We start from the raw sequence: 15,102 nt of genomic DNA, 5'->3' as shown, positions 1-15,102 counted from the left end.
GTATGATTCCGGCCGCTGGGCGACAGCGGCCGGTTTTCCTGGCTGAGCCGGATCAGCCCGAATAGACGACCAGCAGGTCCTTGGCGTCGATCTGCGATCCGGGCGAGACCAGCACTTCTCCGATGGTTCCGTCACGCTCCGCATGAAGCGCCGTTTCCATTTTCATGGCCTCGATCGACAGGAGAACATCGCCGGCCGAGACGGTCTGGCCCGGCTGGACGGCGACCGTGGAAATGACGCCCGGCATCGGCGCGCCGACATGGGCCTCGTTGCCGGCGTCCGCCTTGCGCATGGCAGCAGACCCTGCCGCTCCGTGTGCCCGGTCCGGCACCTTGATGATCCGCGGCTGGCCGTTGAGTTCGAAAAAGACCTTCTGCTCACCCTTCTCGTTCGTTTCGCCGAAAGCCTGGCACCGCAGAACCAGGGTCTTGCCCGGCTCCAGATCGACCAGGATCTCGTCGCCGGCTTCCAGCCCGTAGAAATAGACCGGCGTCGGCAGGACAGAGGTCGGACCGTATTGCTGCCGGGCCTTTTCGAAGTCGGTAAAGACCTTCGGGTACATGAGATAGGCGGCAAGATCCGCGTCATCCATGTCCCGGCCGGTTGCTTTTGCAGCTTTCGCCCGCTCCGCACCAAGATCAGCTTCTTTCAGCAGGGAACCCGGACGCACAGTGATCGGCTTTTCGCCTTTCAGAACCTTGTCCTGGATTGTCTTCGGCCAGCCTCCGGGCGGCTGACCGAGGTCCCCATGCAGCATTTTCACAGCGGAATCCGGGAAGGCCACGTCCTTATCCGGGTCCTCGACATCGGCCACGGTCAATCCCTGGCTCACCATCATCAGCGCCATGTCGCCGACGACCTTGGACGACGGCGTCACCTTTACGATGTCACCGAACATCATGTTCGCATCCGCATAGGCCTGGGCAACCTCGTGCCAGCGGGTTTCAAGCCCGAGCGAACGCGCCTGTTCCTTCAGGTTGGTGAACTGGCCGCCCGGCATTTCATGGAGGTAAACCTCCGATGCACCGGAACGAAGATCGCTTTCAAACGCCCGATACTGGTTGCGCACAGCTTCCCAGTAGAAGGAAATCTCGCGAATGGTCTGGGGATCCAGGCCCGTATCCCGCTCACCGCCGCGCAGGGCTTCCACGATCGAGCCGAGGCACGGCTGCGAGGTCAAGCCGGACAGCGCGTCCATCGCCGCATCCACCGCGTCGACACCGGCTTCGACGGCAGCCAGAACACTCGCAGCCGAAATTCCCGACGTGTCATGGGTGTGGAAGTGGATCGGCAGGCTGACCTCTTCCTTCAGCGCCTTCACCAGGATGCGGGCCGCTTCCGGCTTCAGCAGGCCGGCCATGTCCTTGATGCCGAGGATATGCGCTCCGGCCGCCTCGAGCTCCTTGGCCAGACCGACGTAATACTTCAGATCGTATTTCGGCCGGGTGCTGTCGAGCATGTCGCCTGTATAGCAGAGCACGCCCTCACAGAGCTTGTTCGCCTCCTGGACCGCATCCATGGACACGCGCATGTTCTCCACCCAGTTCAGGCAGTCGAACACGCGGAACAGATCCACGCCGTTTTCCGCCGCCTGGGCAACGAAGAACTTTACCACATTGTCCGGGTAATTGGTGTAGCCGACGCCGTTGGAACCGCGCAGCAGCATCTGCAGCAGGATGTTCGGTGCCTTTTCCCGGATCAGCCGCAGCCGCTCCCACGGGCTTTCGGTCAGGAACCGCATGGCGACGTCGAAGGTCGCGCCGCCCCAGCATTCCAGCGAGAACAGCTGTGGCAGCCCGGATGCGTAGGCATCGGCGATCCGCACGATGTCATGGGTGCGCATGCGGGTGGCAAGCAGCGACTGATGGCCATCCCGCATGGTGGTGTCGGTCACCAGCGTCCGCGTCTCGGCCTTCATCCAGTCGGCAAAGCCCTTGGGGCCGAGCCGGTCGAGAAGCTGCCGGGTACCCTCCGGCTTGTCGTCGCCGTAGACCGGTACGATCGGCAGGGCCGCGTCCTTCGGCGGACGGACCCGCGAGCGGGTTTCCGGATGACCGTTCACCGAGACATCGGCAATATAGGTCAGAAGCTTGGTTGCCCGGTCCTTGCGGCGGGTCTGTTCGAACAGCGCCGGCGTATCGTCGATGAACCGGGTCGTATAGGAATTCGCCCGGAAATTCGGGTGGTCGATGATGTTTTCCAGAAACACCAGATTGGTCGCGACCCCGCGGATGCGGAATTCGCGCAGCGCCCGATCCATGCGCTTGCAGGCTTCCTCGGCCGTCGGCGCCCAGGCCGTCACCTTTTCCAGAAGCGGGTCGTAGTAGCGGGTAATCACCGCCCCGGAATAGGCCGTGCCACCGTCGAGCCGGATACCGAACCCGGTCGCGCCGCGATAGGCGGTGATCCGGCCGTAATCGGGAATGAAGTTCTGCTCCGGATCTTCCGTGGTGATCCGGCACTGCAGCGCATGGCCGTTCAGGCGGATGTTCTCCTGAGCCGGCACGCCGCTTTCCGGCGTTCCGATCTTCGCCCCGCCGGCAATCTGGATCTGGGCCTTGACGATATCGATGCCGGTAACTTCCTCCGTCACCGTGTGTTCGACCTGAACCCGCGGGTTGACCTCGATGAAGTAGACGGACCCGGTATCCGCATCCATCAGGAATTCGATGGTCCCGGCGCCGCGGTAGTTCACTTGCCCACCGATCTTCAGGCCATAGCCGCAAAGCTCCCGGCGCTTCGCCTCGTCCAGATAAGGTGCCGGCGCCCGCTCGACCACCTTCTGGTGCCGACGCTGAATGGAACAATCGCGTTCAAACAGATGCACCAGCCCGCCCTGACCGTCGCCGAGGATCTGCACCTCCACGTGACGGGCCCGCTGAACCAGCTTTTCCAGATAGATCTCGTCCTTGCCGAAGGCGGCCCGCGCCTCACGCTTGGCAGCGACCACGTCGCGCATCAGCGTGGCTTCGTCGGGAATGACGCGCATGCCGCGGCCACCACCGCCCCACGACGCCTTGAGCATCACCGGATAACCGATTTCGGCCGCAAGCCGCTTCACCTCATCCATATCGTCGGGCAGCGGATCGGTTGCGGGCATGACCGGAACACCGGCATCGATCGCGAGATTGCGCGCGGCAACCTTGTTGCCGAGACGGCGCATGGTTTCCGGCTTCGGGCCGATGAAGATGATGCCCGCTTCCTCGCAGGCTTCCGCGAATTCCGGGCTTTCCGAAAGGAACCCGTAACCCGGGTGGATCGCGTCCACCTTCGCGGTTTTGGCAACGCGGATAATCTCGTCGATAGCCAGATAGGCCTCAATGGGTCCTAAACCCTGACCGACCTGGTAGGCCTCGTCCGCCTTGAAGCGGTGAAGGGCCAGCTTGTCCTGTTCGGCAAAGATGGCGACGGTCTTCAGACCAAGTTCATTTGCGGCCCGGAACACCCGGATCGCGATTTCGGAGCGGTTTGCGACGAGAATTTTGCTGATTGCCAAACACAGTCCTCCCACGACGGTTTACATTGCAGTGCGGCAAGAAGCCTAACCTGTTTTTTACTGCTATTTTTATCGATTTAGAAGGGCACATCCTGCCACGCCTGTTCCCGCAATGCGGCAGTCCGCGCAGAAGGCCTTTAAAGTCAGAACTTTACCCGATAATCCCGTGCCTGAAGGCGAGTGCGACCGCATGGGGTCGATTGGCCGCGCCGAGCTTGCGGGATGCCTCTTTCAGATACCAGTCCGCGGTGTGACGCGAAATGCCCAGCTTGTCGGCAATTCCGCCGCTGGTCAGGCCCGCGGCGGACCACTTCAGACATTCCGCTTCCCGCGCGGTGAGACCGATCTGCGCATGGTCTTGCGGCAATTGCGGTTTCGCTAGATCCAGAACATGGGAATAGGCGCACATGCCGGCCAGATGCAGCCCCCGCAGATCTTCCGCGATCAGGTCCGCCCTCTCTCCCCCGAACATCAGGGAGCCGATCAGACCCTGCGGACCGTGGATCGGCATCAGCACGCCGTCGTTCAGTTTGAAGGTGCGGGCCTCATCGAGGATCCGCAGGCCTTCGGGGGTGACATCATGATCGTTGCGTGTATCGGCCCAGAGGAACGGTTCGGCACTCCGAAGTGCGCGCACAATCACCGGATCATGCAGGACATAGTTTTTCCGCAGATAGCGGTTCTCCCATTCCGGATCCCATCCCGATGACAGAATGTAGGGAGCAGTCATCGAGCCCGGTCCGGTGAAGGTTGCCAGCACATAGGACGAAAAACCGTAATGTCCGGCCAACTCGGACAGGTCCGCCGCCGCGGCTTCGGCATTGCTGCGGCTGGACACCTTCTCCGCGAACGCAAACACCTCGTTTAAATGTCCATCCTGCATTCAGCGCTCCGAAAACTCCGCCAGGTCGTCACCGGAGACACGCACCGCTGACCCATAAGGAAACAATTGCCTTAACCGTCGCATTCCTGCGCTCATTGCCAGGATCTTTCCGGATCAAGATGTTGATCGCAAATATTCGGAAACACCATATTTGGCAGGAACAAATCAAAAACCCTGCAAAACAAGTGATTCGTCGCGGTTCTGTTCCCAGTTCGTCCAGTCGTTAAATCACAATGCATTCATTATTGTATTTCCATTTACGAAATATCCATGATTGACAGAATTATCAAGTTCGGCGGCAAATCCGCTCCGATTCTGCTAACACCTTGGGCGGATTCAGCATTTTGTAGCCTCCCCACGCCTCAAACCCAGATGTCGTATAGAACGAATCCTGAATCCGCGAGAGTCGCCGATTCGGTCGAGTTTTGTTCTGGAGTCGTTCTTTTCCGCCGATTCTGGCGGCCCAAAGCCCGGATTTTCCGGCGCACGGTCCGGAAAAAGACGCGGGACAGGGGACCGATGCCGTGCTAGACCGCGCAGGCCAATCCGTTCGGGCCATAGCGGCCCGCGATACAGACACAACCCATCTCTCGCCAAATGCCTCGTCCTCACAACCTGCCGCTCCCGCCAGCTGCCCGTTCGAAAACCGTTACTGCGGTGCTCGGGCCGACCAATACCGGCAAGACCCATCTGGCCATTGAGCGCATGCTGGCGCAGAAGTCCGGTCTGATCGGCCTGCCGCTACGCCTGCTGGCGAGGGAAGTCTACGGCCGGATAGCGGAGCGTGCCGGCACGGACGCGGTCGCACTGATCACCGGTGAAGAGAAGATCCTGCCCAAGAGCGCCCGATTCTTCGTCTCCACGGTCGAAGCCATGCCGCTCGATCTGGACACGGAGTTCGTCGCCATCGACGAAGTCCAGCTTGCCGGCGATCTGGACCGGGGCCACGTCTTTACCGACCGCATCCTGAACCTGCGCGGGCGCTCCGAAACACTCCTCCTGGGGGCGGCAACCGTCCGCCCGCTTCTGGAAAAGCTGATCCCGGGACTGAACGTGGTCACCCGGCCGCGCATGTCTATCCTGGCCTATGCCGGCCAGAAGAAGGTCTCGCGCCTGCCGCCCCGGTCCGCTATCGTCGCCTTTTCTTCCGACGAGGTTTACGGCATTGCCGAGCTGATCCGCCGTCAGCGCGGCGGCGCCGCTGTCGTGCTCGGCTCGCTCAGCCCGCGGACCCGCAATGCCCAGGTAGACCTGTTCCAGAACGGCGACGTCGAGCACCTGGTCGCGACCGATGCCATCGGCATGGGGCTCAATCTGGACGTCGACCACATCGCCTTTGCCGGCAACCGCAAATACGACGGCTATCAGTACCGCCAGCTGACCGCAGCCGAGATGGGCCAGATCGCCGGACGCGCCGGACGCCACACCCGCGATGGCACCTTCGGCGTCACCGGCCGGGTCGATCCGCTGGACGACGATCTGGTGGAACAGATCGAAAATCACCATTTCGGTGCCCTGAAAGTGCTGCAATGGCGCAACAGTCATCTGGATTTTTCATCCACGGCGGCCTTGCGCCGGACACTCGACATGCCCCCGAACGAGGAGGGTCTGGCCCGCGCCCCCACCAGTGAGGACATCACCGCGCTCGAGAACCTGTTGCGCGATTCCCTCATTCAGGACATGGCAAAAGGCCAAAAAGCGGTCGAATTGCTCTGGGATGTGTGCCAGGTGCCGGATTACCGCAAGATTGCGCCAGCCAATCATGCGGAACTGCTGAACACGATTTACACCCATCTGATGCAGGACGGCGCGATTGCCGATGACTGGTTCAGCCGTCAATTGGCCTTCGCAGATCGCACCGATGGTGATATCGACACGTTGGCAAACCGGATTGCTCATATCCGGACCTGGACATTTGTCGCGAACCGCCCCGACTGGCTGGCCGATCCGGCCCATTGGCAGGGCGTGACGCGCGATATAGAAGACAGGCTGTCCGATGCCCTCCACGATCGCCTGACACAAAGGTTCGTGGATCGGCGCACAAGTGTATTGATGCGACGTTTGAGAGAGAACGCCATGCTGGAAGCGGAAATTACATCGAGCGGTGATGTGCTCGTGGAAGGTCAGCACATCGGGAATCTGCTTGGCTTCCGGTTTGCACCCGACTCATCGGCCGAAGGCCAGGATGAAAAGGCGGTTCGCGCCGCCGCTCAAAAAGCCTTGACGACGGAAATCGAAAGCCGTGCCGACAGGCTGTCGCGGTCTGAGAACGGTGACTTCATTCTGGCGGCCGACGGATCGATCCGCTGGCGCGGCGAGGCCGTCGCCAAGCTGACCGCCGGCGAGGAAGTCCTCAGCCCCACTGTTCTCCTGCTCGCGGACGAACATCTGACCGGCCCGGCCCGGGACAAGGTCCAGGAACGGATCAACCTTTGGGTCCGCTCCCAGGTCGAAACCCTGTTGAAGCCGCTGACCGACCTGAAAGCCGCCGAAGGTCTTGAAGGTCTGGCCCGTGGCATCGCCTTCCGCATCGTCGAAGGTCTCGGCGTCCTGGAGCGCCAGGAAGCGTCCGACGAAATCCGCCAGCTCGATCAGGACATGCGCGCCTCCCTGCGCAAGCTCGGCGTCCGTTTCGGCGCCTACAACATCTATGTCCCCGCACTGCTGAAGCCCGCGCCGAGCCAGCTTCTCGCCCAGCTCTGGGCGCTCAAGCACGGGTCGCTCGACATGGACGGCCTGTCGGAGCTGCCGCAGCTTTCCGCATCCGGACGCACCTCCATTCCCGTCGACCAAACCATCGACAAGGCGCTCTACAAGGTCGTCGGTTTCCGCGTCTGCGGACCGCGCGCCGTGCGCATCGACATTCTGGAACGCCTCGCCGACCTGATCCGGCCGCTGATTGCCTGGAAGCCCCTGGATGCGGAAGTCTCGCCGCCCGACGGCGCCATTGCCGAAGGCGGCGGCTTCACCGTCACCGTTTCCATGACGTCCCTGCTCGGCTGCGCCGGTGAGGATTTCTCCGCCGTGCTCAAATCCCTCGGCTATCGCCTGGAGACCCGGGACGTACAGCGTCCGGCAGCTCCCAAGCCTGCCGAAACGGACGTCCCGGCGGAAGCTACACCTGAAACCGCCGAAGTTGCCGAAGCCGCCGGCGAAAGCAGCGAGGCACCGGTCGCAGACGCCGCGCCGTCCGAGACGGCTCCGGCTGTTGGTGAAGCACCGGCGGAAACCGAAGCACCGGAAGAACCTGCTGCGGTGGTGGAAGCCGAGGCTCCTGCTGTCGAAGAAGCGGCAGCCGAAGAAACCGTGACGTCTCAAGAAAGCGAAGCCGCATCGGCCGAGGCCCCGGCCGAAACCGGTGAAATGGAAACCGTTACCATCGAGATCTGGCGCCCGGGCCGTTCCGACCGTCGCCCGCGCGGCCGCGGCCAGGACAACCGGCGTGGCGCCGAGGGCCGAAAGGGCGCCGGGCAGAAACGCCCCGGCGGGCCCAAGGCCAAGGGCGGCAAGCCGCAGCGCGGCGGAAAACCGTTCGAAGGCGGACAGGCCCGACGGGACAAGGCGCCGCAGCGCGACAAGCCGATCGATCCCAATTCCCCGTTTGCGGCCCTCATGGCGCTGAAAAACGACATGGACAACAAGGGAAAGAAGTAGATTCCGGGCGACGAAGCCATTCCTGCCGGCACAGCGGGGCTGAGGGTCGACAAGTGGCTCTGGTATGCCAGGGTCGCGAAATCCCGGACGCTTGCCCAGAAAATGGCGACCTCCGGACATATCCGGATCAACAAGGACAAAATCTCTTCCGCCAGCAAGACCGTGCGGATCGGCGACGTCCTGACCATCGCGCTGGAGCGTCGCGTGCTTGTCTTGAAGGTCGCAGCGCTGGGAACACGACGCGGGCCGTTTGCCGAGGCACAGGAAACTCCTACGAGGATCTGTCGCCTCCGCCACCGCCGCGCGAAGCCCCGCCACCGCCTCCTCCCGGTCAGCGAGAAGCAGGCGCCGGGCGGCCAACGAAAACGGGATCGCAGGCAGATCGACTCCCTCCGGGAGCCCGATTGAAACAAAAAACCCGGCATTACGGGATTTGCGGGTAAGGGTTTTCGCACAGTGACTTTTTGCGCGGCGCGCAACGCTTGCGCTTGAAACATAAAAGGGCTACCCCAAATCCACCGAGATCGTTGCGGCACTCCGTGCAGCCGCGACACACTGGTAATGCGCGGTCCCGGACCGCCCAAGCCGAGCATGACAGAGGATTGAGATGACATACGTCGTCACTGATAATTGCATCAAGTGCAAGTACACCGAATTGCGTGGAAGTCTGCCCCGTTGATTGTTTCTACGAGGGCGAGAACATGCTGGTGATCAATCCGGACGAATGTATCGACCTGCGGCGTTTGCGAGCCGGAATGCCCCGCCCGAAGCCATTCTTCCGGACACGGAGCCGGGCCTGGAAAAATGGATCGAGCTGAACGCCGAATATTCGGAAAAAATGGCCGAATATCACGGAAAGAATGAAGGATCAGCTCCCGGAAGCGGAAGAGGTTCGACGGCAAACAAAACAAGCTGGAAGAATACTTCTCGCCCAATCCTCCGGCCTGAGCCGATCGGAACATTTACCGATGCCGATTGTTTCCGATCATGTCCGGAATGTCCTGGCTGAACAATAAAGGCCGGGAGCGGATAATTTGTTCCGGCTCGACTTTTATTGATTTGGGGCAAAGGAACGGCCGGAAAATCGGCGTTTTCTGCTGACTTGCATTTTGTGCATGGCAGCGCGGCGCTATTGCGCACCGCGATAACACTTTAATTTTTTCATCCGACTGTGTTATATATGCAAAACTGTCGTTCAAAAACCCGTTAACTCCCCCAGCGGAGATAACCAGCCGCACAGTCCGAGGCCACACAGTCCGGGGCAGGATTGTGAACAGGATCACATGCTTCGTATGACTGAGCAGGCTTTTATAGTGAATTTGGGACGACTGACTACCCAGACACGCCACTCATCAACAGGCGTTCCATCAAAGGATCGCCAGGTCGGTTTGCCGTGTCGCTATCACATCAAGGAGCCGGACGTCCGGCTCGTCTACGGTCGAAACGACCGGCAACTGCGCAGGAGAACATACCGGAATGGCAACAAGCACGAAAAAGGCGCCGCGCAGCGTCAGGGATTCAAAACGGGCGAACATATTGTCTATCCGGCACACGGCGTTGGTCAGATCACTGCCATTGAAGAACAGAACGTCGCAGGGCATACGCTGGAACTGCTGGTCATCGTCCTTCGAAAAGGACAAGATGACCCTTCGTGTACCGGTCGCCAAGATCGCTTCCGTCGGCATGCGCAAGCTCGGCGACCCGGCCGTCGTCAAGAAGGCCATGGAAACCGTTCGCGGCCGCCCGCGCATCAAGCGCACCATGTGGAGCCGCCGTGCCCAGGAATACGAAGCCAAGATCAATTCCGGCGATCTGATCGCGATCTCGGAAGTGGTCCGCGATCTGTTCCGCTCGGAAAATCAGCCGAACAGTCCTATTCCGAACGCCAGCTCTACGAAGCTGCGATCGATCGGATGGCGGCGCGAAATCGCGGCGGTCAACAAATGCTCCGAACCGAAGCGACCAAGCAGAATCGAGCAGAATCTCGCAAAGTCGCCGAGCCGGTTGAAGGCCGCTGCGGCCGCCGAGGCATCGGAAGACGACGACGAAGACCAGGAAGCGGCCCGCTTAAATCAGCGCGCGAAACGCCTCGATCAAACGAACCATCAAGACCCGGCTTCGGCCGGGTCTTTTTGTTTTTGTCCGTTTCTGCGCCGACCGGCGCTGGTCATCACATCTTTGTGCACATGGCGGCACTGCTTAATTGCGTCAAACTGATCTAATATACGTGATTAGACGTAATAGCTCCCATACGTAACCTCGGAGCAGCAGGCCAATGTCCATTACATCGAGCGGACCGGCGTCAGATGGTCCGGGCGGCCATGAAAGCGCCCTATCTCTCCCGCGAGGAAGAACACGAACTTGCCCTGCGCTGGCGTAATGATCGCGATGAAAAGGCGCTGGAAAGACTGTCGATTGCCCACATGCGACTGGTGATTGCCGTCGCATCCGCTTTCGGAATTTCGGATTGCCCCTCGGAGACCTGATCCAGGAAGGCCATGTCGGGCCTGCTGGAAGCCGCCGCCCGGTTCGAGCCGGAACGGGAAGTCCAGGTTCTCGACCTACGCCACCTGGTGGATCCGGGCCTCGATCCAGGACTACATTTTGAGAAACTGGTCGATCGTTCGCGGCGGCACGTCGTCCTCGCAAAAATCCCTGTTTTTCAACCTGCGTCGCCTGCGGGCGAAACTGAACGGCAGCCGGCAGACCATGTCCGATTCCGAGCTGCATCAGAAGATTGCCGACGCCATTGGCGTCAAGCAATCCGATGTCGCCCTGATGAACGCGCGCCTGTCCGGCCCGGATACGTCCCTGAACCAGCCGATGATCGACAATGAAGGCGCCAGCGCCAGACGGCAGGATTTCCTCGTTTCCGAAGCCCCGCTTCCTGATGAAATCGTCACCGACACCATCGACACGGAACGCCGCCGCCGCTGGCTGTTTTCCGCCCTTGGCGTGCTGTCGGAGCGGGAACTGAAAATCGTCCGGGAACGACCGGCTGACGGAAAACGGGGGCGACGCTGGAATCACTCGGGGCGAAAAGCTCGGCATTTCCAAGGAGCGCGTTCGTCAGATCGAAAGCCGCGCCATGGAGAAGCTGAAAGCAGCGCTCTTGAAGTCCAGACCGGACCGGATGGCCTTTTCCGGCTGAAAGCCTTCGGTAGCGCTGTCTCTAATCGGTCACCAGCTTGATCGACGTGCCCGTCGGGATCGTCTCGTCCTCTTCCAGCCCGTTCAGGATGGAGAAGAAGTCCAGACGCCGCGAAGGCCTCGATGCCGCTCATGCCGATCGCAAGCCTGCGCGGCGTATCCCCCGGCTTCGACTTGACCACCTTGATCCGCAGCGAGCGCAAACGGGGCACGCTCCGTCGGTGTCAGCTGGCGGAAACTTTCAATAGTTTCGTGGAACTGGCACCGAAACTGTCGGTCGGGGTGCGGCTTGCGAAAATGAACCGGTAGCCGGTCCGGCCGATCCTGAGAACCGCAATGCGGAACGACCAGCCTTGCGTGATCGCGGCACCCGTGACGCCCGGAATGCCGCCGATCGTCGTCTCCCGCACGCTTTGCGGCAAAAGGCCGTTGATCCAGCCGGCGTTCATGTAGTCGGTCAGGGAATCATAGCCGCTCAGATCCGCTCCGTCGAAACGCATGGCGGTTCCATCACCGTTGCTGGCAAGCACCGCTTCGGGCGAATTCTCCATGATATAGCCCTTGGGCACGGTGAAACCGATGCCCAGCGCCTTGTGCAGGAAGGAGCGCCCGCGCACGAAGCCTTCCAGCGGATCGTCGCCGAAGAGCATACCGTCGATGCGGGCGAGATAGGCGTCCCGGTCCCTCTCGCCGAAGCCGGGCGCGCCGATCTGGCGGGCGGCCCTGATCGCAAGGGAGACCCGCTCCGGCGTGGACGGATGCGACGACAGGAAGTCCGGCGCGCCCGACTTGGCCTCGTACGCCGTCTGGTAATCGGAATAAAGTTTCATCGACCGCAGGAACCGGGCCGCCGCATAAGGATCGAAGCCGGCCCTTTGCCAGGGTCTTCACGCCGATCGCATCCGCCTGCAGTTCCTGTGTCTGGGAGAACCGGGCAAAGGACAGTTGGGACGAAATGATCGCCTCACGCGCCTTCTCGCTGTCCTGGACCACATTGGTCAGGATCTTGTCGGCCAGTTCACGCGCTTCGGCCCGCTGCTGACGCTGGAATCGCGTGGTTGGAGGTCACATGGGCCATTTCATGGGCAAGGACCGCGGCCAGTTCGGACGTGTCGTTGGCAAGCGCCAGCAGACCGCGCGTCACGTAAAGATAGCCGCCCGGCAGAGCAAAGGCGTTGATGGCCGGGGAATTCAAGATAGTGATCTTGTAGGACTGGGCTGGATCTTCCGAGGCCCTCGACCAGACGTCCCGACGACGCTTGCCACCGCACGCTCCCGCGCCCAGGGTCCTTGTAGACGCCGCCATAGGTGGCAACCACGCGCGGGTGTTCCCGGGCACCGATATCGGCGGCCAGGTTCGGCCGGAGCGTTCCAGGCGCGAGGGTTGCCGACCGACGAACCGTCGCCAAGAAGCTGGCAGCCCGCGACCGCAAGCATGAGCGCACCGGCAAAGCCGGAGCGGAAAACGCCCTGCCTTCTTCTCCTGTCCTGCCATGCCCGGAAGATGCGCGTCACTCTTCACCCTTCTTGAAATCGATCACGTCGAGCTGGCCCGGATGTTCCAGCTCCATATAAGGTCCGTCCCGGACCTGAACCACACCGCGCACCAGGACCGCCGCGCCTTCAAGATCGGCGACGCGCACGTTTCTTTTCGCAAGAACAGCATCGAAAGCCTCTTCTTCCGACACTTTCAAGGTAACGGTAAAATCACTTTTCCAGCGGAACCCGAAATTGAGATAGCGAGTACGCGCCGTTTTTTCCAAGCGAAACGATGCGCCCGGCCGCCACGACATAATGTCCCGCCCGTTCCAGGAGGGCTGAAGGCGTGCGCGTGCTCAAGATCTTGCCGTCCTGCCAAAGGCCCCGGCCGTCGCGCCGGGCAACGGCTTCCGACCATTTCAACGCCGAAGTGCAGTCCGAAGTTCCATGGTTCGGGGCAACCAGGGCCATTCCGGAACTCACCAGCGCCTGTTGAACAAGGACCCGAACGTTTCCCTGTTCCGAAACCACCCAGGCAGGCGCCAGCCCCCAGCGGTTTTCCGGACCGGAACGATAGGCCAGATACCGGGAGCCGACAGCCTCAAAGGCCGTCGGGGCCGTTCCATCGCGAACCACCACATCCGCCAGAACAAAGCCTTCACCGGCTGCGCTTCGGAAGACGATACCGTCTTCCCCACCGGTCACGGGCACGGGTTCGGAAGTCTCGCCCGCATCGCCAAGGCAAAGACGCAGCGCCCGATCGGGATTTTCCTGCGCATGGCTTTGAAGGGGAAGAAAGATAAAACACAGGGGCAAACGGAATGAGACGGCCGTATCCCGCCTTCTTTTCCGCTGTCATCGTTTCTTTTCCTAGAAAGAAGCCCCGTCGGACATCCGATGAGGTTTTTCTGTGTAGACCCTTCAAGTTTTTCCCGCCGCCCGGATCACCGATCAACAGCATCCCGATAGCTGTCAAATAAGGCAAGGCAAAGATGAGGACGGCAAAGCCTCGAAAAAGCTTCACTGGAAAGCGGCCGGAGTTTTCCATCAGGGCTCGCAACCGGCCGGGGTTTCATGGTAATCGGACCTTCAATGGCCCCGTAGCTCAGCAGGATAGAGCATCAGATTCCTAATCTGAGGGTCACGCGTTCGAATCGCGTCGGGGTCACCATTTTTTCCTCAAGACAGACTAGGCCCGGTGCGGAGTCCATTGCCGCTCTGACATGCCGATTCCAGGAAAACCCACGCGTTGGCTCTATCCGGACAGCCGAACGCCTTCCTTGCTTGACAGGCGTTGAGGCAAACCACAGGCTGGCGTCGCTTTTCAGACCGTTTTTCAGGCGCCATTGCATGGGTTCTTTCCTCCGTTCCGAACTGGCCTTTTTCGCCGCGGCCGCGACCGCCCTTGTCCTCTACACGGTCGGCGCGCACTGGGAGGAGCATCTGACCAATCCGCTCGTCATGTTCGGGATGTTCATCTGGATCTTCAGCGTGATGGTCTGGGCATCCTTTGCCGCCGTCCATCATGCCGACAGTCTCGCCGAACTCCTGGGCGAGCCCTACGGAACCCTGATCCTGACATTCTCGGTGACCTGCATCGAAGTCTCGGTCGTTTCGGCGGTGATGCTCAGCGGGCCGGTCGACCCGACCGTTCCGCGCGACACCATGCTTGCGGTCATGATGCTCGTCCTCAACGGCATGGTCGGCATTTGCCTGCTGATCGGGGGCCTGCGTTACGGGGAGCAGGATTTCAATCTTCAAGGCGCCCGAACGTTCCATGCCGTGCTGCTGACACTGGCAACCATCACGCTCATCCTGCCGCGCTTTACCACCTCCACGTCGGATCCAAGCCTGACATCGCAGCAGGCCCTTTTGTTCAGCGCGGGCGACCATCGCGCTCTACGCGGCCTTCCTGACCATCCAGACGGTCCGGCACCGGGGGTTCTTCATGGAGCCGGAACTGGAGGGGCACCTCCATCGCCGAGCAACACGGCAAGCATCCGGAAGGACTGCCGACGCGCTCGCTCCCCTACCATGCGGTCATGCTGGTGCTGCTGCTGGTTGCGGTCGTTCTGCTGGCAGAGAAGCTCGGAACGCTCGTTGAAGGGCTGATTGCGGCGCTCGATGCGCCCCGCGCCCTGGGAGGCGTTCTGATCGCCTTGCTTGTGCTTGCGCCAGAAGGCCTGGCCGCATTCCGCGCCGCTGCGTCGAACCACCTTCAGCGGGCGGTCAACATCTGTCTCGGGTCGGCTCTGGCGACGATCAGCCTGACCGTTCCGGCCGTCGTTGGCGTCGGGCTCTTCAGCGGCGCCCATCTTGTGCTCGGCCTGGACGGAACGGAAATGGTGCTGCTCATTCTGACGCTGATGCTCAGCATCATGACCTTCGGCGGCCCGCGCACGAACATGCTCCAGGGCATTACCCATCTTGTGGTGCTCTT

8 protein-coding genes, 1 tRNA gene and 5 pseudogenes are annotated in these 15,102 nt (G+C 61.3%); 8 read left to right on the top strand and 6 right to left on the bottom strand.

Going from position 1 to position 15,102, the window contains the following annotated elements; genetic code table 11:
* Positions 1-52: 52 nt before the first annotated feature.
* Both pyc and ABIN98_RS00265 read right to left on the bottom strand, forming a co-directional pair.
* Positions 53-3,496 (bottom strand): pyruvate carboxylase, encoded by a 3,444-nt coding sequence (gene pyc, locus ABIN98_RS00270; protein WP_346906349.1) that lies wholly within the window; start codon positions 3,494-3,496, stop codon positions 53-55.
* A 151-nt stretch (positions 3,497-3,647) separates the two neighbouring features.
* Positions 3,648-4,379, bottom strand: a complete 732-nt coding sequence (locus ABIN98_RS00265) for a LuxR family transcriptional regulator (RefSeq protein ID WP_346906347.1) — start codon at positions 4,377-4,379, stop codon at positions 3,648-3,650.
* A 597-nt stretch (positions 4,380-4,976) separates the two neighbouring features.
* Here ABIN98_RS00265 and ABIN98_RS00260 point away from each other — a divergent pair.
* The 5 genes and pseudogenes from ABIN98_RS00260 (at position 4,977) to ABIN98_RS00240 (ending at position 11,184) form a co-directional block, all read left to right on the top strand.
* Positions 4,977-8,033 (top strand): helicase-related protein, encoded by a 3,057-nt coding sequence (locus ABIN98_RS00260; RefSeq protein WP_346906345.1) that lies wholly within the window; start codon positions 4,977-4,979, stop codon positions 8,031-8,033.
* Between the two features lie 18 nt (positions 8,034-8,051).
* A pseudogene (locus ABIN98_RS00255) lies at positions 8,052-8,441 on the top strand (RNA-binding S4 domain-containing protein).
* Between the two features lie 199 nt (positions 8,442-8,640).
* Positions 8,641-8,981 (top strand): annotated as a pseudogene (fdxA, locus tag ABIN98_RS00250) (ferredoxin FdxA).
* Between the two features lie 506 nt (positions 8,982-9,487).
* Positions 9,488-10,097, top strand: a pseudogene (locus ABIN98_RS00245) (CarD family transcriptional regulator); the annotation flags it as partial.
* 242 nt (positions 10,098-10,339) lie between these two features.
* A pseudogene (locus ABIN98_RS00240) lies at positions 10,340-11,184 on the top strand (RNA polymerase factor sigma-32).
* 223 nt (positions 11,185-11,407) lie between these two features.
* Here the strand turns inward: ABIN98_RS00240 and ABIN98_RS00235 are convergent.
* The 4 genes from ABIN98_RS00235 to ABIN98_RS00220 form a co-directional block, all read right to left on the bottom strand.
* Positions 11,408-12,013, bottom strand: a complete 606-nt coding sequence (locus tag ABIN98_RS00235; RefSeq protein ID WP_346906343.1) for a hypothetical protein — start codon at positions 12,011-12,013, stop codon at positions 11,408-11,410.
* Positions 12,014-12,201: 188 nt separating this feature from the next.
* Entirely contained in the window at positions 12,202-12,489 is a 288-nt protein-coding gene (locus ABIN98_RS00230) for a M48 family metalloprotease (protein ID WP_346906341.1), read from the bottom strand.
* 205 nt (positions 12,490-12,694) lie between these two features.
* Positions 12,695-12,826: a hypothetical protein gene (locus ABIN98_RS00225; RefSeq protein WP_346906339.1), complete on the bottom strand. Its 132-nt coding sequence runs from the start codon at positions 12,824-12,826 to the stop codon at positions 12,695-12,697.
* Positions 12,827-12,890: 64 nt separating this feature from the next.
* On the bottom strand, positions 12,891-13,373 hold the full coding sequence (locus ABIN98_RS00220; RefSeq protein WP_346906337.1) for a hypothetical protein: 483 nt from the start codon (positions 13,371-13,373) through the stop codon (positions 12,891-12,893).
* Positions 13,374-13,756: 383 nt separating this feature from the next.
* On the opposite strand from ABIN98_RS00220, the gene ABIN98_RS00215 reads away from it, so the two are divergent.
* From ABIN98_RS00215 to ABIN98_RS00205, 3 genes and pseudogenes are all read left to right on the top strand, one after another.
* Positions 13,757-13,833: transfer RNA gene (locus tag ABIN98_RS00215), tRNA-Arg, on the top strand.
* Between the two features lie 179 nt (positions 13,834-14,012).
* The gene (locus tag ABIN98_RS00210) at positions 14,013-14,774 is read left to right on the top strand and encodes a hypothetical protein (RefSeq protein ID WP_346906335.1); all 762 of its coding nucleotides are present in this window, start codon (positions 14,013-14,015) and stop codon (positions 14,772-14,774) included.
* Positions 14,711-15,102 (top strand): annotated as a pseudogene (locus ABIN98_RS00205) (calcium:proton antiporter); the annotation flags it as partial. The gene ABIN98_RS00210 and the pseudogene ABIN98_RS00205, both read left to right, overlap by 64 nt.

The sequence above is a fragment of the uncultured Roseibium sp. genome, assembly GCF_963675095.2.
GTDB lineage: Bacteria > Pseudomonadota > Alphaproteobacteria > Rhizobiales > Stappiaceae > Roseibium.
Note: the sequence above shows the minus strand (reverse complement) of the source record. Positions and strands in the feature narration are given on the sequence as shown.

Excerpts from the sequence above, each read along its gene's own strand:
- ABIN98_RS00265 (WP_346906347.1), bottom strand. The coding sequence starts at position 4,379 with ATGCAGGATGGACATTTAAACGAGGTGTTTGCGTTCGCGGAGAAGGTG.
- ABIN98_RS00260 (WP_346906345.1), top strand. The coding sequence starts at position 4,977 with ATGCCTCGTCCTCACAACCTGCCGCTCCCGCCAGCTGCCCGTTCGAAA.
- ABIN98_RS00235 (WP_346906343.1), bottom strand. The coding sequence starts at position 12,013 with ATGAAACTTTATTCCGATTACCAGACGGCGTACGAGGCCAAGTCGGGC.
- ABIN98_RS00230 (WP_346906341.1), bottom strand. The coding sequence starts at position 12,489 with ATGGCGGCGTCTACAAGGACCCTGGGCGCGGGAGCGTGCGGTGGCAAG.
- ABIN98_RS00210 (WP_346906335.1), top strand. The coding sequence starts at position 14,013 with ATGGGTTCTTTCCTCCGTTCCGAACTGGCCTTTTTCGCCGCGGCCGCG.